This is a genomic window from Bacillus sp. A260, assembly GCF_009861435.1.
GTDB classification, from domain to species: domain Bacteria; phylum Bacillota; class Bacilli; order Bacillales; family Bacillaceae_G; genus Bacillus_A; species Bacillus_A cereus.
This window is the reverse complement of sequence record NZ_CP046398.1, coordinates 2373916-2397779: the sequence shown is the minus strand read 5'-3', so window position 1 is coordinate 2397779 and position 23864 is coordinate 2373916. Positions and strand designations below refer to the sequence as shown.

Genomic DNA, 23864 nt, shown 5'->3' with positions numbered 1-23864 from the left:
TTTTCAAGTATTTCCTGTATTCTTTTCCACACAAAAAGCTGCTTTTCTTTAAATGAAAAGCAGCTTTTACACTAAAATACATTATAATTTAACAGCAATAATCATAAATCTTTTTGAATTAGTACGAATCCCTTTTTCAGAACTATACGTATCAATGAACTTTTGTAAAATAGTAAAATCCTCTTCCTGTTCTCCGAATCTAGGAATAATAGGGGTATGTTTTAATAAGAAAATGAGATCTTCAGACCTACTGTAATAATCAGTAACATCATATTCACGTACTTGCACGAGATCAAATCCTGCACTAATAAGTTCATTCATATAATTTTCTTTTAAAGTACCATCCCGTTCACCTAAGCATTGTCCTCTACCAAATGCTTCTTTCAGGTTTAATTTATCATGCTCACTTACTTGTTGTGTTAAGAAAAAGGCACCCTTTTTCATTACTTTCGCTAACTCAGATGCCAGAAACGGGGCATGACAACTTGAAGCAATATCAAAATGTGCATGTGGAAATGTTAAAGCTTCAGAACCCATTTGAAGAAACTCAACATTTTGTACACCTGATTTTTTCAAGTTAGAATGTGCCGTTGCAATCATGCCGTTAGAATTATCAATTCCAATCAACAATTTAGCTGATGATGCTATGTTAAGTACATTTTCTCCTCCGCCTGTACCAACATCAAGTAAAATATGTGATGGTTTACACCTTTCTTTTACCTCACTATAAAAGTCCCATGTATCTCCTACAGTTTCACATTTTATTTTGCTAAAATCCCATCCATTTAATCTTCCTACTTTATCATAGAAGCTTTTATACTCTAATTCGTTCATCTTATTACTTCCCCTTTGTAAAAATAAATTAAATATGTATAATAACCTACGACACTCTTTAATTATATATTATAAAATACAAATTATTAAAACAACATTTCCCTTCACACTACAATAAGTTTACATAACATTTTTATGGTTTATCTTTATCTATATATTCTAAATGCCCTCTTCCCCAACTACACATACTATCCAAAACAGTACTGACTGTTTTTCCATGTTCAGTTAAGCTATATTCTACTTTAGGTGGTATTTCTTGATAAATTTCGCGTTTTATTAGTTGATCTTGCTCTAATTCACGTAATTGCTTCGCTAACGTCCCTTGAGATATATCTGGTATCAATCGCTTTAATTCACCAAAACGTTTCATTCCATCTGTTAGCAAAATAAACAAAATGAGTGACTTCCATTTCCCACCGATTATTTGTAATGTTGCTATTACCCCTTTTAACTTCGTTTCTTGTAAATCCATTTTTCTCACCTCTCCTCAGATATCATAAAGTGAAACTTTAATCAGTGGGGGTTTTGTTCATCCCACACTGATTATTAGTTGAACCAATCGGGCTTTTACGGGCAATTGATCTCTTACCTAACTTCCTTGCATTTTCCTAACTTTGAGGTGATAGTTTTACTGCCCGTTAATGCGGGATAAACCATATTTAGAAATTTTTCCTATTACTTATCCGCATGTATAGCGATTAGTACGAAATTTGCGACTATGTACATATAAAGTGCGTACTTTTCACTTGCTCCCTTTTAGCGAATAATAAAAGCATAGCACAGTTAGTTATATTCTAAATTTTTTATTAAAGGAGTGGCTAAAATATGTCTATTACTACATTAAAAAATAGCCGTATTGTTATCATTGGCGGGAGTTCTGGTATTGGATTAGCAACAGCAACACAAGCAATTAAACAAGGCGCACATGTTATTATTGCCGGACGCTCGGAAGAAAAATTAAAAGTTGCTCGAGAAGTAATAAATAACAATCATCTTCAAACTTATATATTGGATAATCAAAATAAAGAGCAATTACAAAATTTTTTCAAGATAGTTGGGAACTTTGATCATTTATTCACACCGGGAGCCTCTTACACACTTGGACCGATTACCTCTACAGAGGAAATTGCTGAAAGTAGCTTCATCGGAAAGTTTTGGCCTCAATATTATGCCGTAAAATATGCAATTCCTTTTCTTTCAAACTCTGGATCGATTGTGTTAATGTCTGGTGCATTTAGTCAAAGACCACTTAAAGGCGCTCCTGCTTATGGAGCTTGCAATGGTGCTATTGAAAGTTTAGGGAAGGCTTTAGCTGTGGAATTAGCTCCTATTAGAGTTAATGTGGTTTCTCCTGGAACAATACAAAGAGAAAATGAACAAAATGAAAATAGACTAGTTGCTTACGAAGCTTATAAATCTCTTTCACTTGTACAACGAGCTGGATTTAATGATGAAATTGCACATACTGTCCTATATTTAATGCAAAATAGTTTTACTACGGGTAATGTATTATTTCCTGATGGAGGGTACACATACCATTAAATTATTTAAGAGAAAAGCCCCTTATTCCGGTGGATTTTGTTGCTAATGTAAACATTGCTGAAATTTCCAAAAAGATGGTTGCATTTCTTTATTACCAACAGGTTGGTTTTTAGAAGATTCATTAAAGGAATCCATTATAATCCGCTCATTTTGTACATTTGCAAATTCAATCGTGCTAGTAGTTGACGAATCAAATCAAGAAGTAATTTATCTTGATATTTATGGATAAGTTTATAAAGAAAAAAGACATATAAATAATGCCTTTTTTCTTTATCTTCATTTAACTGGATAACAAACTTCTGTAACCCACTTATTAGGATCCGCTTCCATCGCTGGGCTCACATGGTAAATATTAAACATCGGGCCTGCTAATTTATAACCCTCTGTCTCAATCCATTTTGCCGCAGCCTCATTTACAGCTGTCATCTGTTCATAACTTCCATTAACTGTTATAGAAGCTACATTAGTCGATTCCATATTTTTAAATGTAACGTCTTTTGTATTTTCGTGCTTACCTAGAATACTTAGCTGTATTTCTATATCTACATCATTTTCTTTGTATTCACGATCATGGAAAACCGCAATACTATAACTCGGTTGGGCAATACTAATATTTTTCATTTGAATTTCTTGCATTAATACACTCCATAAATCACCTTCGCAATTATACGATGGAATAATCTTTCTAACACTAGCTACAGTTCTTTCTGGAATTTCTTTTATTGAAACATGATAATTCATCTCAACAACATCCTCTCTCATCGTTTTCATTGAGTCTTCGAGGAGACGTAATTGTTTTTGGAGGTTATTCATGTCTTCTTTAATTTGAGCACTACGATTTAAAAATTGCTCTTTTATGGTATCTATATTATCGCATTCTATTATTTCTTTGATGGTAGCAATATTAAACCCCATAGCTTTTAACGTTTGAATTTGATTTACTTTTTTTAATTGGTCTGCTGAATAAAATCGATATCCACTCTGCTCATCGACTTTTACCGGTTGTAGTAATTCCACTTTATCGTAGTGTCTCAACATTCGTATACTAATGGAAGATAGTTTTGAAAAATCCCCTATTTTAAACATGATTTCCTCCTATAAGTTACATCTACTTTGAAGCTCAACTTTATCTTAAACAATGACATTGTGTGAGGGTCAACTATTTTTAACGATTTAAATAACAATTTAACATGTTATATTTATATAATTAAAAACCTATATTCCTGTTTTTATGACTACTGCAATTGACAATCCATCACTAGTTATTTTTCTCAAGACATTCATAAACCGCCATCATATCTCGTTTATCCAACTCACGTATGCGATTAAAAATTGGTATTTGTCCAACAGCTTCTGTTAATAAGCTTTCATTCACAACATCACTTACTTTTCCAGTTAACCACGTTTGTACATCCACGCCCTCAACAACTTCTTTTAACCCTTCGTCATTAATACCACTTGCATTACAAGTTACACATGGAATTGTTAGTTTAAAGACACCATCATGTAGATTATCTTCGGTTATCACTTTCTTACCTTTACAAAATGGACATGGATTACTCTTTTTAATTTTATTAATTTGGGTAACTAATTTTTTGTATCCAAACGCTTCGTATACATACGTAAGTTTTTTATATTTACCATTTGTGAAATACTTATCTATAATGGTTTCTCTCGTTTCATAAACATTAGGGAAATCACAAACAGTTACTTGATTATTAATACTAATGGATTCGATATTTCCTTTTATTTCGCCCCAGAATGGTAAGACATTTTGTAACACCATTTCATAGTTTGAAAAGCTTGCTTGTTCTAATTCAAACATCTTCAGTGCAACTTGTGCTTTTCTTGGCAATAAAGAAACATCTTCTGTCAATACCATATCGCCACCAACAATAGACTTCAATTTAACAAGTGCCGGTAAATCACCAACTGTTTTCAATACTTTATTAATAGGCTGATTGATTATTTCACGAATATCTACGTTACCAAATTTAAGTGGCTTATGATGATTTAAAACCGTCCCCTCACAAATTGGACATTTCATCATTTTTTTTGAACTCTTAATTTCTTCTTTAATAGGTGCTTTTGAAATAACAATATATCCACCAATAATTGTATTAAAACCTACCCATGTTCTGCGTGTCTTTCCTTTTTTATCATAAAATGATTTTTCAAAATATCCGTACCAAAACGTATGCTTTTCTTCTTCTGACATATCATTATAGCTCTTTGACAAATCGTGACCAAGCTCATTTTTTATTTCTTCGAATAGAAATTCTATTTTTTCATGCTGATAAAATTTTAATACCTTCATGATTTCTGGATCGAATAGCCCATCCCAAAATGGAACACTTTTATCTTGAATGGCAATATCTTTATCAAAAACTTCAATTTGAAGACGTCCAGAACAAGATGGACAATGATTGTCCTGTGAATAGAAATCAAAACTTCTCGTATCTTTATTAATTGGATGAGTAGCTACAATATGATTAATTAATCCACCAATCTCATATAAGAAACTATATTGACTATATAAATGTCTTTCAAGATCAATAGCAATAACAGGTGCGATTGTATCAGATTCATATTCACCATAAATTAACCTAGCCATTGATGATAAACTTTTTAAAATACCGCCCTTATAAACATTTTCGGCATTTTTAAAATAGTTAATATGATTTTCTTCTAAATAGTGAACTCCTTTTTTCTGCTTAAGCATTGAAGAGATATTTATTTTCTTTGTGCTATTCACATTACTTTTTTGACGATAGTAATCCTCATGATTAACAACATCCAAATGCTCTACAGATTCATTCTGCCTTTTTCCAAAATCAACTATATAATCAGAGCTTTCTAACATGTAACGATTATGCTCAATCATAATGATAGAAACTGATTCATCTTGCAGAATACCTCTAATACTATCGATAAATTGATTTAAAATATTTTGTGATAAACCTTTTGAAGGCTCATCAAAAATGAATAATGTATGTGGATTTCTAGTGTTTGCAAATAATTCCGAAACTAAATGAACACATTGAAACTCACCTGTCGATAATGTTTGTGTTTTTCTCTCTAATGTTAAATAGCCAAGTCCTAATTTAATTAGTAGGCTCAAACGTTTATAAGCGATATCTTCATTTGGAAGTTCATCAATAATATCCTCAATCGAGCGCTCAAAAATATCATCAATGTCTTCACTATACTTTGTCAGTTTCTTTTTAATATCTAGGAAAGTTGCTACAGTTGATCGACTTGTAATTGATTGATTTCGGTCTTGTCCTACCATAACTAATTTATCTTTTGGATATCGTTTCAAAAAATCTGTAGCTAGACATTCGTTGACAAGTGTAGATTTCCCACATCCTGATTCTCCTGTAACTGTTACAAGCCTGTTTTTAGGAATTTGAAACTCCTCCATTTGGATATTACGGCAATATAAATCATAGAATCTATAAAATTCTGTTGGTATTTCTTTATTTCGATCCCACAGTATTGACTTTGGTCTTGGTGATTCTTCCACAATTTTCCCGCCATATTTTCCGCTACCAGGTCCAAAGAACAATTGCTCATCAGATGTATCTAGTACTGTATCTGAATGATCAATAAGCCAAATTTGATTTTTACACCCTAATCGTTTAATCTCTTCTAAAATTTGTAATAAAGTTTCATGATCAAGTCCAACTGAAATCTCATCAATAATAATTACAGCATTTTCACTTACTGCCATGAATTCGGCCAAATAAAGTCGTGTTAACTCTCCACCTGATAACGTACCCATAATTCGATTTAATGTTAAATAACCAATGTTCATATTAATAATATTTTGCAGTATATGCTGTTTTTCTTCACTAATATTTAACTCTTTTGCTAGTGAAAGAATAGATTCAACACTTAAATCATTAATATTTGAAATTGAATGTGGCTTGGCCAACAAATCAATTTCATGTTGTTCAATTTCTTCACTATAACGTTTTCCCTTACATTTTTTACACTCAACATTTTTTGTAGTACCACGGCCTTTACAACCAGTACACCAGCCTAATTGATTATTAAATGAAAAGACCTCTGGAGAAAGATTAAATACTTCAGCAAGTTTTTCCCGAACCTCTGTAAAAACACCAGTATGAGTACCAATCGTTGAACGCGGATTAGACGAAATCGATGATTTTCCTAGAAAAAGTACTAAAGGCATTTCTTCCATCTTAATGGCACTAAAATTTGTTTCCATAATGTTAGGAAATAAATATTGATATTCAGCCTTTGGTAATAAAGAAACTAATCGTTTTTTTGATTCTTCACCAATTGTTTGGCAAAAAGTTGTTTTACCCGATCCAGATAAACCAGCAATTCCAAACGATTTATTAAACGGTATAGTTGCATCTAATTTATTTATGTTATTAGCAATTAATTGATTTACTTTCATATTAACCTCTATTCTTATTTATTCACAAAAGCAATTTTACAATATAATAATTACATAATGAATATTACCTATTATGCAATTATCCTCTCACTTCATGAATCTTATCCTTGTATATTTCAAACCACTGTTGCCATTCATCTTTAGAAAATTCTTTCTCTTCTCCTTCTAAAACGAAAGAAAAAAGATTTAAACAAATATGCCAACCAGCTACATCTCTCGGTGTATGATCTGTTAATTCATGAATGTACTCTTTAAGAAGTAAAAGAGTACCATTTTCCTCATTATGTATTTCAAATCTGACACGGTCTTTATCCCAAGTAAATTCAAGTACTGAGTTTAGTTGACACTCTAAAATATCAATATTTATGAATGAACCGTCCATCATGTCGAACTTTATTATTCCAGCAGTTTTAAGGCTTTCAATCTGTAAATTGGGCATCCATTTTTTCAGCTTACTGTTTTCTGTTAATACAGACCAAACTTCTTCTGCCGTATATGGAAATTGGCGTTCAAATTTTACAATATATCCATCAGTTAGTTTCCTAATTTCAGCTATCATTTTGATTGTCTCCTTATATAGAATATATGTTCCCATTTCATTTTACACGAATATAAATATAAAATAAATATTTATGTCAACGAAGTGTTAATTTAAAGTGAATGGTGCTGAGAAAAACTTAAATATTTTCTAAATCGAGTTATATAATATTGAAAATTAAATATAGATTTATGTACAAATAAAAAAGCCGCATTTGCGACTTATGAAATCATAGGATTAACTCCTTTTTTGTTGAATGATTAGCGCTTAATCGCATCGACAATTAGCGATGGAAAACCAAGTTTATCGCCTTTATTTCTAGAATCATACCTTTTCGAACGGAAAATAACACCGTCGTTTGCATCCCATTCGTTGTAATAAAACCGACCATTTTCATCACAATATTCAAGTAAAACTACCTCGAATCCAGCAGTTTCAAACATTTTCGTTAATGTTATATAATTATGAACGATTTTATGACTTGCTGCTGGATGATCTTTCGGACCGGGGCCCCCTATTTGAACTATATTTTGATATGCCTCATCCTGAAAGAATGCATCAGGGACTCCGCACCGAATATGACCAGATGGTTTTAAAAATTCATAACAAATTTCAGTTGCTCTTACACCTTCTTCAAAAGTAAGGTGTTCCCATACATGCTCAGCTAAAATAGCTGAAATAGAGTTGTATTCAAATCTTCCTTCCCACGTAGCTTTATCTAGTAAGTTAAGTTCATCTTCTTGCGTTTGAATCCAACCTGGATTATTATTAAACACTCCAGCTCCGACAACTACTTTAATTTCGTCTTGTTTTATTGCCACCATGTTCACCTCTTGAATATTTTAATTCATTAACATATTCTATGTTTACTATTATCCTTCCTCCTTCAACAAATTTAGTAACATGAGTCCAGTACAATACCGAACTCATGTCCTAAAAACTCTCTAACGCAACGATCTGTCTAACTCTATAAAATTAGTTCATAATATACGATTTTTCTTATAGAAATATAGCACAGCAAACATTAGCATAATACCAATTACGTAAAAAATTGTTGTTCCACTCCCACCAGTATTAGGAATTACCCAGTTATTCTTCGCATTTTTCACTGTTATTTTTTGTGTCTTTACTGCTTCTGTAATTTCTATTTCTATTGGATCTCTAAGTAACATGTATCCGTTCGGTGCTTTTATTTCTTTAATCGTATACTTTCCAATTGCTAATTGGTTGGAAATCACCTTTCCTTTTTCATCCGTTATTAATCTACTAACTTCTTTCCCTTCTTTATCTAACACTTGAAATACAGCGCCTTTTAGCTTTAATTCACTATCCATATCATCAACTTTTTCAATTTCAAATTGCCCAGTCGGATCTGGCAATTTCTTATTTCCTATTTTAATTTCTACTACTGCATCTTTTTCTATTTTTACAGTTATTTTTTCTTTTAATAATTCGTAACCTTTAGGTGCTTCTACTTCCACTAAGGTATAGTTTCCTTTTGGTAAGTCTTTTGATATTACTTCTCCTTCTTCATTTGTTACTAGTTCTCCAACTATTTTTCCTTTTGAATCTTCTATATGAAACTTTGCCCCTGCTAGTTTTTTATTTTTATCACTTATGTCTACTTTCACAAGCTTCATTTTCCCCATTGGATCTGGCAATTTCTTATTTCCTATTTTAATTTCTACTACTGCATCTTTTTCTATTTTTACAGTTATTTTTTCTTTTAATAATTCGTAACCTTTAGGTGCTTCTACTTCCACTAAGGTATAGTTTCCTTTTGGTAAGTCTTTTGATATTACTTCTCCTTCTTCATTTGTTACTAGTTCTCCAACTATTTTTCCTTTTGAATCTTCTATATGAAACTTTGCCCCTGCTAGCTTTTTATTTTTATCACTTATGTCTACTTTCACTAACTTCATTTTTCCCATTGGATCTGGCAATTTCTTATTTCCTATTTTAATTTCTACTACTGCATCTTTTTCTACTTTTACAGCTATTTTATCTTTTAATAATTCATAGTCTTTTGGCGCTTCTATTTCTACAAGGGTATAGTTTCCTTTTGGTAAGTCTTTTGATATCGCTTCTCCTTCTTCATTTGTTACTAGTTCTCCAACTACTTTTTTATTTGAATCTTCTATATGAAACTTTGCTCCGATCAATTTTTTATTAACATTATTACTATCAACCTTTTTTATTTTTATTTTTCCTGTACTAGGCTTGTTCCAATGTTGCCAGTTAAATTTGAAATTGTGAAATTCAAATCCACCAGTTTGTTGTACCGCACCGACAAATGCTTGTCCATTAATCGAACCGCCTTTTGTTTCTAATACAGCATTGGGGGCAAACACACTACCAACGACACCATATCCCTCTGTTATAATTTTTTTCGCATTTGGAAAAACCCAAATCACTTTCCCATATAGCTCAGTAAACGGGGAATTAGGAGAATATGGTTGTGATGTAGGAACTATATCTGTAGCCCTTCCAATATTGTTCGTGTCATATAGAATAGACCCATTTTTAAATGTAACCTCTGTTGCATCCGAATACATAACAATAAAATCTTTGTCCTTAGCACTCGGTAAAAATACATCTCTTATATCTAAATTAATTTTCCCTGTCAATTCTGATGAAACATAAATATTAGGATTGTTTATATCTTTTCCGATTCCATGACTCATATTTGGAATTGGGGTATTTGTTTTATATTGACCTGCATTTTTACTGACTTGGTTCACTATATTGCGAAATTCATTAAATTTCGCGTCAATTTCTAGTTTTTCTTTATAAACGATACGATCATAAGAGGATTGTATGATGCGATCTGGATCACTCTCTTTTGTCATTACGACTATTCCGTTTTGAATGATAAAAGATTCTTCTCTTGATTTCTTAAATTTTCCAGACAATAACAAGGACGGATATCCCTCATCAACCCATTTTTCACCTACTATATTAGATGTTCCCGCTGCAGCACCTACAATTGTATACCCCGATGCATCCATATCACCTTGAACTGCAATTGCTCCTTCAATGTCGCCACCTATTGCTTTATGGTTACCAAAGACAACAGCATTATAGCGCGATATATCACCTAGACCTTCTAAGTTTGTCGTGGATCCATATACTTCTTTTGGTACATATATGACAAAACTTACACTTAACATTAACAAAACAATAAAATGAATACTTACCAGCTTTAATCGTAGCCTCAATTCCTTTGTTCCCACCTTTACCGTATTTTTTCTATAGTCGAATAAAATGAAATTTTTATTAATGATGATTTACTTCAATCCCCTATATACCTTCTTTACTTATCTCTGAATTTACGATCCCACTTCCCATTAATGCAGGATAAATACATACATTCTATCGAGTAAACCTTTTCTTATAAATTACGACTAGAAACACACATAACAATAGGAGTGGAACTATTACAGTCCACTTATTAAACATAAATATCTCTGTACTCACTTTTTGTTTTTCTTTCTCGTTTAACTCCACACGCTCACCTCGAACTAGCAATCTATTGGTGTTTACTCCATAAGGCGTACACGTAATTAAAGTTGTATAATCTTTATTTTCTACAATTTGTAGATCGTCCGTTTCGTGTGGTAACACTACTTTAATTTGATCTACTTTATAAGCAAGAACTTTGTCTAAAGAATGAATATAAAAAAGATCTCCTTCACTCAACTTATCTAAATCTGTAAATAATTTTGCTGATGGTAAACCACGATGCCCTGTTAAAATAGTGTGCGTATTTTCTCCACCTACCGGGAGCGAAGAAAAATCTAAATGACCTATCCCGCGACTTAATACTTCCTCAGAGGTCCCTTGATAGATTGGCAGTTTTATATTAATTTTCGATATTTCAATATACCCCATTACATCTCCTAAATTTAACGCATCAGCATACGCTTGATGATTACTTTTTTTTTCAGAAAATGGATCTGTAAATATTTTCGCAGAAGTTTGAACTTGTTTATTATATTCGGCTGCTTCTTTTTCCCTACGTTCGACTTCTTTCTTTTGTAATGCTTTAATCTTCTTATCGTAAGAGCTAATCTCAGAATAATGTGCACGGGTCGCCAACCAATTACTAATAGTAGGATATAAAAAAATACCTAATCCAAATAAGAAAATACCTCCCAAAACAAGATTTCGTTTCATATTTCCACCTCTGTATACGCTTAAATATCGAAAAGAGGAAAGCATTTTGCTTCTCCCCTTTTCATATGGTTACATGTTCCTAAAATCTTAATTTCTAGCAAACTTTTTTCTAAAGAAAACAAATGCCGCTGTAAGCATTAAAGTAAGGCCTATTACAGTAAAAAGAGTCGTTCCTATACCACCCGTTACCGGAAGAATCCATCCACTTTTATTATTTTCAATCGTCAATTTAACTGTTTGATTATTTTCACTAATCTTTACATCAATGGGGTCTTTTAATAATTGATAAGATGCTTTTGTACCATCTTCTTTTGTATATGTTGGTGCTTTCGTTTCAAAAATTTGATAGTCTCCATATGGAATGTTAGACCATTTAATAACACCATTTTCATCTGATACACCTGTTACTTCTTTTCCTGCTACGACAACTATTTTTCCATTATTATCTTTAAGTACAAACTCTGCACCTTTTAATTTATTCTTATTAGCACCATCAATTTTTGTTAACTCAATTATTCCAGTTGTCGGAATAACAACTACGGGTTTAGATTCCTTTTCTCCAATTACATCATTTTTATTTGAAAAATGTATTTTTGCTGTATTGAAAATTTCCGAACCAGATGGTACTCCTTCTTTTACTTGAGATTTAATTTGCAAATGAAATTCTTTTTTACCATCTAATTTTGTGAAATCTTTTACTGTAGCTGTTACTTTTTGACCTTCTATAGCTACCTCTACAATGCTTGCATTTACTTCTGCTCCATCAATTTTCACGATTGGCTTTCCTTGAATCACTAAACGATTATCCAAAGTATCTGTTACCACATATTTTTTGTATTCCTTAATGTCTTCTGGAATTAATGTTTTAATATCATAATTATAATTAGTTAACGGATTGATTGGTAACGCTTCCAATTTTCCGTTAATCTTTTTATCAATTGTTGGTTCTTCATAGTTTTTCACTTCTAATTTAACTACTGTACCAGAAGTAATAGTTCCATCTTCATTAATTGTTCCGGAGTTCTTAACAAAAAACTCACGTTTAGTTGGATCTATTACATAGCCTTTCGGAGCTTTTGTTTCTTGGAAATAGTATTCTCCATACACCAATCCTTGCACGCGAATATGACCATTAGCATCTGTTACTAACTCTTTTTTCACTTCTGTACCGTCTTTTTTAAATAAAGAGAATAATGCACCTGCTAATGCTTTTTCATTTACACCAGTTTTTATTAAATCCACTGCACCACGTTTAATCTCATTTTTGGGATACATGTGAACATCATAGTTTAGCACCTTACCCTCTTTATTTGTTAATGGAATATCCACTGTATACGTATTGGGATTTAGATTAACATGTGGAGGTCCTGCCACTTCTTTCACCTCATAACGTCCTAGCGGAAGATCTTTTAATACAGCTTGTCCGTTATCATCTGTTACTACTTGATTTGGAGTGGCTCCCATTACAGGTTTCACGTCTTCTTTTACGATTTTCCCATCGTTTGAAATTTTTTCAAAAGAAGCAACCCTTTTTACTTCAAACGTTACACCTTTTAATGGTTTCACATCCTTTGGCACCTCTTGATTTGCAGAACCGTCACCTTCTAGTCCCTGCGCTCCATCTTTTTCTTGTTCATACTTATGAATCGTTAAAGTACCTTTAGATGGTGAATCTGCCTTTACTAATACACTAGACCATGTAGAAAATGTTAAGAATAACACTAAAAGCACACTAAATATTTTTTTCATTTCTCTTATCCCCTTTACTACTTCTATCATTTTAAAAATTTCTTTATTACTATTACCTTCTTAAAAGCAATAGTGTGCCAAGTATCAGATTTAAACGAATAACATAAAACATAGTCGTCCAACAATCCATTGTTTACAATCACTTATTCACTTTTCTTATCTTCTATTATTACGTTGTCTCTCCACATGATATATGTAATTTTCTCCCCTAAATTACACGTATATCCCTATTTCAAGAATCATTACATTTGTTACATAATAGCTTTCACCGCTAATTTCGACTATTCACTTACTGTCAATCTATTCATTTCTCACTTCCTATCCCTATTTAAAATCCAATCTTAATCATTTTTTAATACATATAAGTAATAACCAACAAATAAGTGTGACGATTCATATTTTACGTTACTGTCCAAAACTATTACCTGTATATTCAAATAATATGTGCTATTCATGTTAAATTATGGTATTATTCTTAGAAGTTTATAACTTTTATTTATATTTTTTTATTGATAAAGGTTTTCCGTATCTACTTATGAAAAAGGAATATATGTTTATTTAACTATTACGCATAACTGTAAGGAGGAAGAATATGACTAAAAAGCTCAGTCTAGTTGAGATAGAGTATATTTGCAATATGTTTTTTCAATCTTTCGAAATTCCAGTTTGTTTTTTAGATTGTAACAAAAATATTCTTTTAGAATTTAAATCAAAAAATGATTCACATTCGTTATATACATCAAAAATAGAAGAGTTACATATGCTTTTTCAGAGAAATGATACATATAATTCCCCCATCTTCAGAACTCACGAATATCTAGGGCACTTTATTTTAATTCACATAAAGAGCGATTATATGGTGAACGGTACTGTTATTATTGGGCCCTTGACACATGTGAATTCTTCTACAAGTAAAGCGGATAGTAACCTTAATTTTATTCCAAATTATAAAAGAACAAGAGACCATTATTTTTCATTGTCAGTCAAAGATCAAAATTTCTTTGTAAATATAGCGATATTGTTCTATAACATTCTCTATAAAAAAAATTCAGATGTAAGCACCTTTTCAAATAACAGTGACTCACTTCATATAAGTCATAGCAGCATCTTAAACGAAGATGTATATATTTCAATGCAAAAAGACGAATCCATTTATCATAATTTATATATAGAGCAGCAACTACTTAGTTCTATAGAACACGGGGATAAAGAAACCGTACTCAAATATTATTACGAATTCCAACAAGAGACTCTTTCATCTTTATCTTCATTCCATCAATTAAGACGTCATAAAAACATTTGTATTTCATCCATCACGCTCGCTACTAGATATGCGATAAAAGGGGGACTTCCATCTGGGATTGCTTACAAAATTTATGATTTACATATTCAAAGAACAGAAGATTTAAAAGACAAAGAATCTGTTTGGGATTTATTAAAAAATGCTTTTTGTACCTTTGCAGACCGTGTAAAGGCACAAAAAACACAGCAACATTCACAGACTATTGCTATTTGCAAAAACTACATTTTTAAAAATATTTACAATCCAATATCTGTTAAACAAGTTGCTAAATTTGCAAATGTGAATTCAGATTATTTATCTATATTATTTAAAAAAGAAGTCGGTATTTCATTAATTGAGTACATTCAACGTGAACGAATCGAAGAAGCAAAGAAATTATTAACTTTCACCACCTATCCTTTATCAGACATATGCGCTTCGCTTAATTTTAGCGATCAAAGTTATTTCACTAAAATTTTTAAAAAATTCACCAATGAAACACCTGGTAAATATCGAAAATCTCATGTTGTCATTTAGAGTGAAACTTCCATTAAAACAAAATGTTTTCAGTAACTCATCAATAGCAGATTAGAAGCACTCCCAGATTCATGAACTATAGGATTTATGCTTTTTCCAAACCAAAAAACACGTTACTATTCTTTTATTTTAATGAGAATAGTAACGTGTTTTTTATGTAATGTAGTTTTGTAGACAGAACATGATCCAACTACAAATTTTTATAGAAGCCAAATGCACCGCTTAACTACTAAAATCTTATTAAGTAAAAAATCCATATTTTGTTTTACTTACTTTCTACTTTATTTCTTTTGAATAATGAACTCTTTTCTTCAAACGAATGATCCCTACTATTATTTTTGTATCTTTCTAAATTTGCGAACAAAAGTGAGTACTGTGCCTGTAATAATCATCAATATGCCGATTGCTGCACTGTTAGTTGTACTTACACCCGTCTTTGGAAGCTCCTTATATGTATATTCTTTTTTATCGCTATTACTGTTGTTTGAGATATTACTCTTATTTTCCTTATTAGCAAGGCCATTAGCTTTGCTAGTTTCTTTATCTTTCACTAATACTTTTTGTATTGCATTTACCTCATTACCCACGGAATCTCTAACACTATATATTATTTCATAAGTACCAGCTTTAGTTGTATCTATAGTTCCTTCATACGCTACTTTAGAAATAAGGTCACCGTCCTCTTTATCAGTAGCTGATACCCCTACCAATGGATCAAATTGATCACCCTCAGTAATTGAAGTTGTAGCAGGTACTTTTAGTATTGGTTTATCATTTTTAACTTCTTCTCTAACTTTGACCGTTACAGTTTGCTTCGCCGTTACTTCATGACCTTTAGAATCTGTAACCGTGTACGTTAATACGTAAGTACCGGCTTTAGTTGTATCTACTTCACCATCAACTTTGATTTTAGAAGTGAGATCACCGTCTTCTTTATCGATAGCTAATACTTCTGCCATTGGAACAAATGAATCTCCAACATGAATTGTCGCTCCAACAGGCACTATTAATTTAGGTTCTAAATCTGATGTTTCTCCATTTCCCTCTACAATTACAGTCTGTCTAGCCGTTGTATTTCTCCCTTGGGAATCAACGACCAAGTATTCCACAATGTATGTACCTGGTTTTGAAGTATCTACATCGCCTTTATGCTTTACTTTATTTGTTAAATCACCATCTTCTTTATCAACAGCTTTTACATTTCTCATTGGATCAAACGTATCACCTACACGTAGTGTAATCGTAAACGGTACAGTTAACTCTGGAGCTTGGTTTTCTGCTGTTTTTTCGTTCTCTTTCACCGTTCCTGTAATTTTTGCCGCATCAAAAGCATTTTGGACTGCTTGAACTTCAATTGAGTTCGCTCCATATTTATTAGTTGCCACTTTAAGGCATGCCAATTTCAATTCAGAGAAATTAGAAGTCATATTTAATTCATCAGTATTTGCATAATAGAAAATATCAAACATTCTATCTTCACCAATACCATTTACATTTACACCGTTATGAGTACCACCTTGTGCCATTAAATACGCAACTTTATTAATAATACTTGAGTTAAAATGAACGCCTCCATAATCCTCTCCATTTAAATCATTATATTTACTATAATCATCCGGATACGGTAGTCCTTCTGAAAAATTAATTGCAGTTGGATTTTTCATATTACGAAAAGTCGATCCAGTTTGTTCTCCTATTGTCCAGTTAAATTCCCCATTATTTATGTATTTCTCTATAGCCGTTCCCATAATATCCGATAATGCCTCGTTAATTGCCCCAGATTCTCCTGAAAATTCAAGGTTAGATTCACTTGATGTAACTGCATGTGTAAATTCATGACCGGCTATATCGAACGCTTTTACCATGGGATCTCCATATAAAAGCATACTAATGTTATTAATATTAGTACTAAATGCATTCTCCCAATTTTCAGGATCATTTGTTCCTCCAGAATCCCATGCATGTACAACTGAAACTACTTTTTTTCCTTTATTATCAAAACTATTACGCTTATATTTTTCTTTATAAAAATCGTATACCTTTGTTGCTAAGAAATGAGCGCTTACCGCCTTTGGATCATTAAATGTTGTTGAAACACTAGTTGTTAGTATACCAGGATAATAACTTTCTTCATTTGTAATATCTCTATAATTTACATCATATGTCTCAATTCCTTGTCCTCTTGTGTAATCAGCAAGCGCATAATTCCCACTGGTCTGTTTAGAAATACCAAATGTACGAGTTACGCCTAAATCATCTTTTCCTGTTCCAGTTAATGATGTAAAATTGCTAGTTTTATTTTCCTTAACGGATTCAACATACTCTTCACTTATTTTCAAACTTGATTCTTGTACCATATCTTTTAACATTTCACCATTATGAGCATTCACTAAATAAGTTCCAGATACATAATTTGGTGTTGTAGCAGCAAATGTAACTTGATATGCATTGCTAGCCTGCCCATGATTTTCATCAACAAAAATAACTGCCTTAACTTCTGGCTCAGAAATAAATTTAGTATCGTTTCCGTACTTTTTATAAATATATTGTTTTGCTTCTTCTTTTGATAAATTAATAGGTTTCTTTAAATCTTCTTGTGTTAAATTTTGTGCGCTAGCTCCTGAAATGCTTTTAATAATACCTTTTTTATCTACGTGAGCAGTCAACTGGTGGCCATATACTTCTTTTCCTTCATATATTTGTTGCATGCGCACAAGTGTAGTTCCATCATAAGAACCACGTTTTTGAAGAACCTTGTAATCTACTCCTGTTTCTGCACTAACTTGTTTTGGAGACAAAGCATGCTCCGTATTTTCCTTAAGTGCATCTTTCACTACATTCTCTGGTGCCTTTTTTGATGGTTGTGTCAGATCACCTGTACGGAACGAATCCTCTTGAATTTCAACTTGCATTTGACCAGGTTCCTCTGCATGCCCTACTCCATATGGTGTTACACTTGTTAAAACGAATCCTGTTGTTAATGCAACTATAGCTATTTCTTTTTTATTTCCCATGATATTTACCTCGTATAAATTTCTATTATTTATATGAAACTGCTAAAATGTATACAATCTATTCCTAACATAAAAAGATGACTTTTGTAATCTACAAAAGCCACCTCTTCAATATGTAATATCCCTAAAATGTTTTTAATACATAATTTCTATACGAACAGAAAAAAGCATTCATTAACGAGCATTTTGCAATACTTTTATTAAGTCATTTATATTTTCAACTTTCTGCTGAAACTGATCAAGTCTGCTATGTAACAATGAAGGATTTTTATCTTCAGTTGAAATAACTTGTTTTAATTCGTTTTCTAATTTATCATACATATCAAAGAAATTATCAAATTCTACACTTACAAGCTCTTCATTTTCGCGATAGAATCTTTTTGCTTCTATATAAGTCATATATGATTTATTTAAAAATCCTAATGAAATTAAATATTTAGAAGTGTTTTCTTGATAAATAGCAATATCACACGCTATTTTAATATCAGAATAAGTCTTTTGAACGAGACAATGCAATTCAAAAATCTTAAACTTTAATCCATTATTCATTTCATCCCCTCCCATCGTATCTATTCTACATAAAATTAGAATATTATACAAAGAAAATTATTAGCATGAAATTGACAATTTAAAAAATAACTTAAGGATAAACAAAATCCCTCTCATTATAAATTATAGTTGCGGAGCATTTACCAACATAACAGCAAAATAAAAAGCGAAAAGAATAAATCTTTCCGCTCTTAGAGTAATAAATACATTTCATATTGCGCTAAAGAATTCTTTTCAAATCCACATTTCTTAAGAAAACCTTCCAGTAAATTATTGTTAGGAAACCCAATTGATAAACTTGATAAATTTAATTCTTCTCTTGCTACTTGTAATAATTTCATCCCAACACCAATATTTCTATAATCTTTGTCTACGAAAATAAAACTAATTTTACCTTGTTTATTTACACATAGAGAGCCTTTTAAGTCATTATCGACATATGCACCATAAAATACATTATTTGTTTTTTTGATATAATCAATATCATTTTGCCAATTTATATGGAAGTTTAACCATTTCTGAATTTCATCTTTAAAAGTTGGAAATTCTAATTGTTTTACTTCAATATCCTTACAATCTTTATTCATTATTTTAGTCAAATCATTTAAATTATAATAAGAAAGATCGTACACTTTTTCATAGCCCAACTTATTATAAAAATGAATCGCTCGGTCATTTCCTACAATGACTTCGAGAAAAAGTTGCTTACATCCATGTTGAATCGCCTCTTCTTTATGCAGTTCAAATAATTTTTGACTCACACCAATACCGCGGTAATTAGGATGAACCGCTAATGTTCCACAGCGCATAGTCTTAATACTTTCATAATCCTTTATACCACCTAGTATTACGCCAACAGGTTTGCCTTCTTCTAAAGCAAGAAAAGAATGTTCTAGCAAATTACCTTCTGGTCCCAAAAAACGTTGTATAAAATCCCCTTTTGAAACTTCCATTTTAATAATGTAATCTGAAAATCCAACTTTAAAAGCTTCATATACTAAATCAATATTTACATCACTACACCTTTTATATTGAATCATAATATAATTATGCCTCCAATTACTTATGTTAAAACCCTCTAACTATCTATTATTTACTACATTAATCTCATAAACACGTAAAAAGGCAATTAAATGCTCACATGCTCTTTCGCATGCTAGCATTTTAAAGATTTTTTGTTCTTCTTTCGTTTTATCATTTGCTTGATCTGAAGCAGCTTTTAAACAGAGAAATGGTTTTTTATTTATTTGACACACATAGGCGAAAGCTGCTACTTCTTGATCAACTGCCAATGCTCCATATACGGTATGGAGTAAATATCTCATTTCTGAACTACGAATACGTTGATCTCCGGATAAAAATGTACCGAAATGTATTGGATCATATGATCGTATTTTTTTTATTCTTCTTACAAGTGATTTTGTTGTTTCAATAGGTGCTGTTCTACCGTTATATAAATTAAAAACATCTTCCCCTGAGCCAGCTGCAGTAACATCGTGTTGTATTGCGTTTAGTGCCACTACAATATGACCGTTTTTCACCTTGTTTGATAAACTTCCGCATATTCCTGTCATAAACAACTCATCTGGCTGAAACTCACTAATTAACAATTGTACACAACTAGCGCAGCTTACTTTACCGACACCAGTAACAACTGATATAATTTCCAGCTCATTAATAGTATGAAAATGAAATTCCCAAGCTGCTCTTTTTTCAACACGTTCACTCGGATAATGTTGATGCAAATACGTCAGTTCTGGTTCCCATGCAGATACAATTGCAATACGTTTCATTACACGCTTCACTTCCCCTATTGTCATTTAAATAAGTTATCTATACTTTCTCGTTCATAATCTGGAATCCATTCTTTGTATTTCTTATATGAATCTCGTATTATTTCTTTATTCTTCGCAATTACTTCACATCCTCTATCATCATACATAAACATCACAATATCTTTCTTTGCATTTATGAGAAATACATCTGGATAAGAGATTTCTTTTTTTCGTCCAAATCGAAGATACAGATCAGAAAAATCCTCATGATTAGCAGCTTGTATCAGCGGTTCATATTTAATATCTTCCGCAAGACATTTAAAAGAAAATTGATATGTACAATATAAAGTGAAACTTTAATCAGTGGGGGGTCTTACTGCCCGGCAAATAGCGGGATAAATCTGCTTCTTCATCTTCAAATAAAAACGGTAACGTTTCTTATCTTATATGAAATCTTAAATCTCTTTTCTTAATATATTTATTGTATATATTTATTTTCTGTGAAGTTTTTATGTTTTCCTTTTTAAATCTATAAACATTTGTCACTACAAACACTACATCTTCTTTTGAAAATATGTCTTCAAAGTTGAGAAAAGTATTCCATATTTAAATCGTCGGTTCCTTCTACAATTTGATATTTATCTTTTCCGAAATCAAAATGTAAATGATTTTCCCACTGAGAATATAAGTAGGGTCCTAATGTAACTCCTGGAAATGTTTGATTCATATATTCTTTTAATTGCATTTCCTTGTCCTTTCTACTGTACAATTCTTTTTAAATCCCAATATGCTTCTTCTAGCCACGGATGTATAACTTTCAATGTATCTTTCCTTTCCCACAAATATGAAATATATACAAAAGCTGCTTTTTCCAAAGATTTTCCCAATTCTTTTTTTATTTCTATTAAATATGGTGGTGTCCCTTTTTGATCCCATTCTATTTTATCTGCAACAAATAATACTAAATCCATCTTCGTTGCATGTTTACGCAACGTTGTATGGCAACAAATTGCATTTAAAATCTCTTCATCTTCGATTTTAAATATTTCTTTTGCGATTACCCTCGATAATTTTTGATGAATAATCATAGGAAACTTTCTTTCCGCTTCCACTATTGCTACACCAAATTCTTCAGCAACTGCAATCCGCTCCTCGTTTGGAAAAATGCCACTAATATCATGTAAATATCCTGCAATTGCTGCTTTTTCTTTATCTACGTGAAACTTTTCTGCAATCTTTTTTGCCTCATTTGCCACACGAATTGAATGTTTATATGTAAACTCTTTATTATATTTTAGTAGAAAAGCTTTAATATCATTGTCTATTTTTCCAGTTGGAGTAAATGAATATATATCATTACATAACATAGAAAATCCCCCTTATAACTAACTTTCATTATAATGTAGAATCTAAATATCCTTGTTATTTTATATTCGTTATTAATCTTTTTACTCCTTTTTAATACGTTACATGAAATTTTATACAGAATCATCGCTACAAGTACATAAATGTTTGATATTATAGTAATGTTGATGATTTGTAAGGAAAGGAACTACACAATGAATAAAAATATATTAATTATTGATGATGATAAAGAAATTGTTGAATTACTTGCTGTTTATTTGCGAAATGAAGGCTATAACATTTATAAAGCTTATGATGGCGATGAAGCATTGCAAAAGGTTTCTACATATGAAGTTGACCTTATGATTTTGGATATTATGATGCCAAAACGAAACGGATTAGAAGTTTGTCAGGAAGTGCGTGAAAATAATACTGTACCAATTCTAATGCTTAGTGCAAAAGCAGAAGATATGGATAAAATATTAGGCCTTATGACAGGTGCTGATGATTATATGATCAAACCATTCAATCCATTAGAATTAGTAGCTAGAGTGAAAGCTTTATTACGAAGATCCTCTTTCCAAAATGCTACTTCGCAAAAGAATGAAGATGGTATTATTCGTATTCGCTCTGTTGAAATACACAAACATAATCATACAGTTAAAGTAAATGGAGAGTACATTAAACTAACCTCTATTGAATTCGATATTTTATATTTACTTGCGAGTAATACAGGAAGAGTATTTAGTTCAGAAGAAATTTTCGAACGCGTTTGGAATGAAGATGGTTATGGTTCAAATAAGACGGTAATGGTCCATATTAGCAACTTACGAGATAAACTTGAAACAGTAATAAATGGAGAAAAATTTATTCATACTGTTTGGGGAGTTGGCTATAAAATTGAGAAATGAAGCATTTGATATATTAAAAGATATTCCTAAATGGAAACTTATTTTTTGGCTTTTATTAGCTATCACACTCACTCCTATTACTGAACTAATTATTTATCGCCTCGTTACGAGTGTAATTGAAAGTTCACTTACTCTAACCGAACTCGGTAAAGAATTCATTCGAATTTTTGGTTATGAAAAGTATAAAGGGATTAAAGAGTCTTTATGGATGATGATTGTATCTTATTTGTTTTTATTTTCTATTTTTTCATCCTATCTTTACATTTTTTATCGTCACGAGAAAAAACTTTATTATGAAACTTGTATAAAAAAAATGATAGAAGAAATTCGTTATATTGCAAATGGAAACTTCAATCATAAAGTTTCTATTGTAAATCATAATTATCTAGAAGAATTAGCAATCGGGGTCAATGAAATTGTTGAACAATTAAAAGTCTCAATTGATGAAGAAAGACAAGCGGAACAAGCAAAAAGTGAACTTATTACAAATGTATCACATGACTTACGCACTCCCCTTACTTCTATAGTTGGATACGTAAATTTAATCCATCATGATAATTATAGAGATGAAGTGGAATTGCGATACTATATTCAAGTCATTTACGATAAAGTAACTCGTCTTAATGCATTAATGAATGACTTGTTCGAATATACACGTGTTCAAAATAAAGAATTAAGCTTGTATTCTGTTCCTATTGATATTGTAGAGTTACTTGGACAATTAACTGTTCAATTCCGCATACAGGTTCAAGAAGCTAATATAGAATGTCGGCCTTCTTTCCCGTCTCAAAAGCTCATGGTATTAGCTGATGGTGACAAATTAGTGCGTGTGTTTGAAAATCTTATTATAAACGCTATCGCTTATGGAAGCGAAGGTCGCTATATTGACCTTACTGCTTATGAAAGTAATAATATGATTACAATTGATATAACAAATTACGGACAACCTATTCCTAGTACGGATTTACCTCATATTTTTGAACGTTTTTATCGCGTTGAGAAATCTCGCTCTACAAACACTGGTGGATCTGGACTTGGATTAGCAATTGCAAAAAGTATAGTCGAATTGCATAAAGGAACAATTGAAGTATATAGTGATGACGAAAAAACAACATTCACTGTAAAACTACTCCCATACAAATGTTAATGTTACAAATAAAAAGTTCAATTTCTTACCATATAAG

18 protein-coding genes and 1 pseudogene are annotated in these 23864 nt (G+C 31.6%); 4 read left to right on the top strand and 15 right to left on the bottom strand.

Going from position 1 to position 23864, the window contains the following annotated elements:
• Window positions 1-81 precede the first annotated feature (81 nt).
• Together GD442_RS12070 and GD442_RS12065 are read right to left on the bottom strand one after the other, a co-directional pair.
• Window positions 82-834 (bottom strand): class I SAM-dependent methyltransferase, encoded by a 753-nt coding sequence (locus GD442_RS12070; RefSeq protein ID WP_001003869.1) that lies wholly within the window; start codon window positions 832-834, stop codon window positions 82-84.
• A gap of 133 nt (window positions 835-967) precedes the next feature.
• Window positions 968-1306 (bottom strand): winged helix-turn-helix transcriptional regulator, encoded by a 339-nt coding sequence (locus tag GD442_RS12065; RefSeq protein ID WP_000365541.1) that lies wholly within the window; start codon window positions 1304-1306, stop codon window positions 968-970.
• A gap of 353 nt (window positions 1307-1659) precedes the next feature.
• Between GD442_RS12065 and GD442_RS12060 the strand changes: the two genes are divergently transcribed.
• Window positions 1660-2376: an SDR family oxidoreductase gene (locus GD442_RS12060; protein ID WP_000029108.1), complete on the top strand. Its 717-nt coding sequence runs from the start codon at window positions 1660-1662 to the stop codon at window positions 2374-2376.
• A 276-nt stretch (window positions 2377-2652) separates the two neighbouring features.
• Here the strand turns inward: GD442_RS12060 and GD442_RS12055 are convergent, their stop codons facing one another.
• From GD442_RS12055 to GD442_RS12025, 7 genes are all read right to left on the bottom strand, one after another.
• Window positions 2653-3462: a MerR family transcriptional regulator gene (locus GD442_RS12055; RefSeq protein WP_000472640.1), complete on the bottom strand. Its 810-nt coding sequence runs from the start codon at window positions 3460-3462 to the stop codon at window positions 2653-2655.
• Window positions 3463-3634: 172 nt separating this feature from the next.
• The gene (locus GD442_RS12050; protein ID WP_000867747.1) at window positions 3635-6805 is read right to left on the bottom strand and encodes an excinuclease ABC subunit UvrA; all 3171 of its coding nucleotides are present in this window, start codon (window positions 6803-6805) and stop codon (window positions 3635-3637) included.
• A gap of 79 nt (window positions 6806-6884) precedes the next feature.
• Entirely contained in the window at window positions 6885-7364 is a 480-nt protein-coding gene (locus GD442_RS12045) for an SRPBCC family protein (protein WP_000559863.1), read from the bottom strand.
• Window positions 7365-7603: 239 nt separating this feature from the next.
• Window positions 7604-8167 (bottom strand): class I SAM-dependent methyltransferase, encoded by a 564-nt coding sequence (locus GD442_RS12040; protein ID WP_000225733.1) that lies wholly within the window; start codon window positions 8165-8167, stop codon window positions 7604-7606.
• Window positions 8168-8323: 156 nt separating this feature from the next.
• On the bottom strand, window positions 8324-10561 hold the full coding sequence (locus GD442_RS12035) for an MSCRAMM family protein (protein WP_086408042.1): 2238 nt from the start codon (window positions 10559-10561) through the stop codon (window positions 8324-8326).
• A gap of 154 nt (window positions 10562-10715) precedes the next feature.
• Window positions 10716-11519, bottom strand: coding sequence for a class C sortase (locus GD442_RS12030; protein WP_002041156.1), 804 nt, complete (start codon window positions 11517-11519; stop codon window positions 10716-10718).
• A gap of 87 nt (window positions 11520-11606) precedes the next feature.
• Window positions 11607-13268: a SpaA isopeptide-forming pilin-related protein gene (locus tag GD442_RS12025; RefSeq protein ID WP_000719302.1), complete on the bottom strand. Its 1662-nt coding sequence runs from the start codon at window positions 13266-13268 to the stop codon at window positions 11607-11609.
• Window positions 13269-13860: 592 nt separating this feature from the next.
• On the opposite strand from GD442_RS12025, the gene GD442_RS12020 reads away from it, so the two are divergent.
• Window positions 13861-15087 (top strand): helix-turn-helix domain-containing protein, encoded by a 1227-nt coding sequence (locus GD442_RS12020; RefSeq protein ID WP_000162828.1) that lies wholly within the window; start codon window positions 13861-13863, stop codon window positions 15085-15087.
• A gap of 332 nt (window positions 15088-15419) precedes the next feature.
• On the opposite strand, the gene GD442_RS12015 is transcribed toward GD442_RS12020, so the two are convergent.
• The 6 genes and pseudogenes from GD442_RS12015 to yqeK form a co-directional block, all read right to left on the bottom strand.
• On the bottom strand, window positions 15420-18101 hold the full coding sequence (locus GD442_RS12015) for a M4 family metallopeptidase (RefSeq protein ID WP_000527069.1): 2682 nt from the start codon (window positions 18099-18101) through the stop codon (window positions 15420-15422).
• Between the two features lie 174 nt (window positions 18102-18275).
• The gene (locus GD442_RS12010) at window positions 18276-18650 is read right to left on the bottom strand and encodes a hypothetical protein (protein WP_001059022.1); all 375 of its coding nucleotides are present in this window, start codon (window positions 18648-18650) and stop codon (window positions 18276-18278) included.
• A 191-nt stretch (window positions 18651-18841) separates the two neighbouring features.
• The gene (locus GD442_RS12005; RefSeq protein ID WP_000617041.1) at window positions 18842-19690 is read right to left on the bottom strand and encodes a GNAT family N-acetyltransferase; all 849 of its coding nucleotides are present in this window, start codon (window positions 19688-19690) and stop codon (window positions 18842-18844) included.
• 42 nt (window positions 19691-19732) lie between these two features.
• Window positions 19733-20470 carry a 5'-methylthioadenosine/S-adenosylhomocysteine nucleosidase gene (mtnN, locus tag GD442_RS12000; protein ID WP_000151939.1) on the bottom strand — a complete coding sequence of 246 codons (738 nt, stop codon included), beginning with the start codon at window positions 20468-20470 and terminating at the stop codon, window positions 19733-19735.
• Window positions 20467-21170, bottom strand: a pseudogene (locus GD442_RS11995) (DUF3885 domain-containing protein). The gene mtnN and the pseudogene GD442_RS11995 overlap by 4 nt, the downstream one beginning before the upstream one ends.
• 13 nt (window positions 21171-21183) lie before the next feature.
• The gene (gene yqeK, locus GD442_RS11990) at window positions 21184-21792 is read right to left on the bottom strand and encodes a bis(5'-nucleosyl)-tetraphosphatase (symmetrical) YqeK (protein WP_000882440.1); all 609 of its coding nucleotides are present in this window, start codon (window positions 21790-21792) and stop codon (window positions 21184-21186) included.
• A 192-nt stretch (window positions 21793-21984) separates the two neighbouring features.
• On the opposite strand from yqeK, the gene GD442_RS11985 reads away from it, so the two are divergent.
• Window positions 21985-22680, top strand: a complete 696-nt coding sequence (locus GD442_RS11985) for a response regulator transcription factor (RefSeq protein ID WP_001038807.1) — start codon at window positions 21985-21987, stop codon at window positions 22678-22680.
• Entirely contained in the window at window positions 22670-23827 is a 1158-nt protein-coding gene (locus GD442_RS11980) for a sensor histidine kinase (protein ID WP_001243312.1), read from the top strand. The genes GD442_RS11985 and GD442_RS11980 overlap by 11 nt, the downstream gene beginning before the upstream one ends.
• Window positions 23828-23864 lie beyond the last annotated feature (37 nt).

Bases quoted from the DNA above. Each gene is read 5' to 3' on its own strand.
- GD442_RS12070 (WP_001003869.1), bottom strand. From the start codon at position 834: ATGAACGAATTAGAGTATAAAAGCTTCTATGATAAAGTAGGAAGATTA.
- GD442_RS12065 (WP_000365541.1), bottom strand. From the start codon at position 1,306: ATGGATTTACAAGAAACGAAGTTAAAAGGGGTAATAGCAACATTACAA.
- GD442_RS12060 (WP_000029108.1), top strand. From the start codon at position 1,660: ATGTCTATTACTACATTAAAAAATAGCCGTATTGTTATCATTGGCGGG.
- GD442_RS12055 (WP_000472640.1), bottom strand. From the start codon at position 3,462: ATGTTTAAAATAGGGGATTTTTCAAAACTATCTTCCATTAGTATACGA.
- GD442_RS12050 (WP_000867747.1), bottom strand. From the start codon at position 6,805: ATGAAAGTAAATCAATTAATTGCTAATAACATAAATAAATTAGATGCA.
- GD442_RS12045 (WP_000559863.1), bottom strand. From the start codon at position 7,364: ATGATAGCTGAAATTAGGAAACTAACTGATGGATATATTGTAAAATTT.
- GD442_RS12040 (WP_000225733.1), bottom strand. From the start codon at position 8,167: ATGGTGGCAATAAAACAAGACGAAATTAAAGTAGTTGTCGGAGCTGGA.
- GD442_RS12030 (WP_002041156.1), bottom strand. From the start codon at position 11,519: ATGAAACGAAATCTTGTTTTGGGAGGTATTTTCTTATTTGGATTAGGT.
- GD442_RS12025 (WP_000719302.1), bottom strand. From the start codon at position 13,268: ATGAAAAAAATATTTAGTGTGCTTTTAGTGTTATTCTTAACATTTTCT.
- GD442_RS12020 (WP_000162828.1), top strand. From the start codon at position 13,861: ATGACTAAAAAGCTCAGTCTAGTTGAGATAGAGTATATTTGCAATATG.
- GD442_RS12015 (WP_000527069.1), bottom strand. From the start codon at position 18,101: ATGGGAAATAAAAAAGAAATAGCTATAGTTGCATTAACAACAGGATTC.
- GD442_RS12010 (WP_001059022.1), bottom strand. From the start codon at position 18,650: ATGAATAATGGATTAAAGTTTAAGATTTTTGAATTGCATTGTCTCGTT.
- GD442_RS12005 (WP_000617041.1), bottom strand. From the start codon at position 19,690: ATGATTCAATATAAAAGGTGTAGTGATGTAAATATTGATTTAGTATAT.
- mtnN (WP_000151939.1), bottom strand. From the start codon at position 20,470: ATGACAATAGGGGAAGTGAAGCGTGTAATGAAACGTATTGCAATTGTA.
- yqeK (WP_000882440.1), bottom strand. From the start codon at position 21,792: ATGTTATGTAATGATATATATTCATTTACTCCAACTGGAAAAATAGAC.
- GD442_RS11985 (WP_001038807.1), top strand. From the start codon at position 21,985: ATGAATAAAAATATATTAATTATTGATGATGATAAAGAAATTGTTGAA.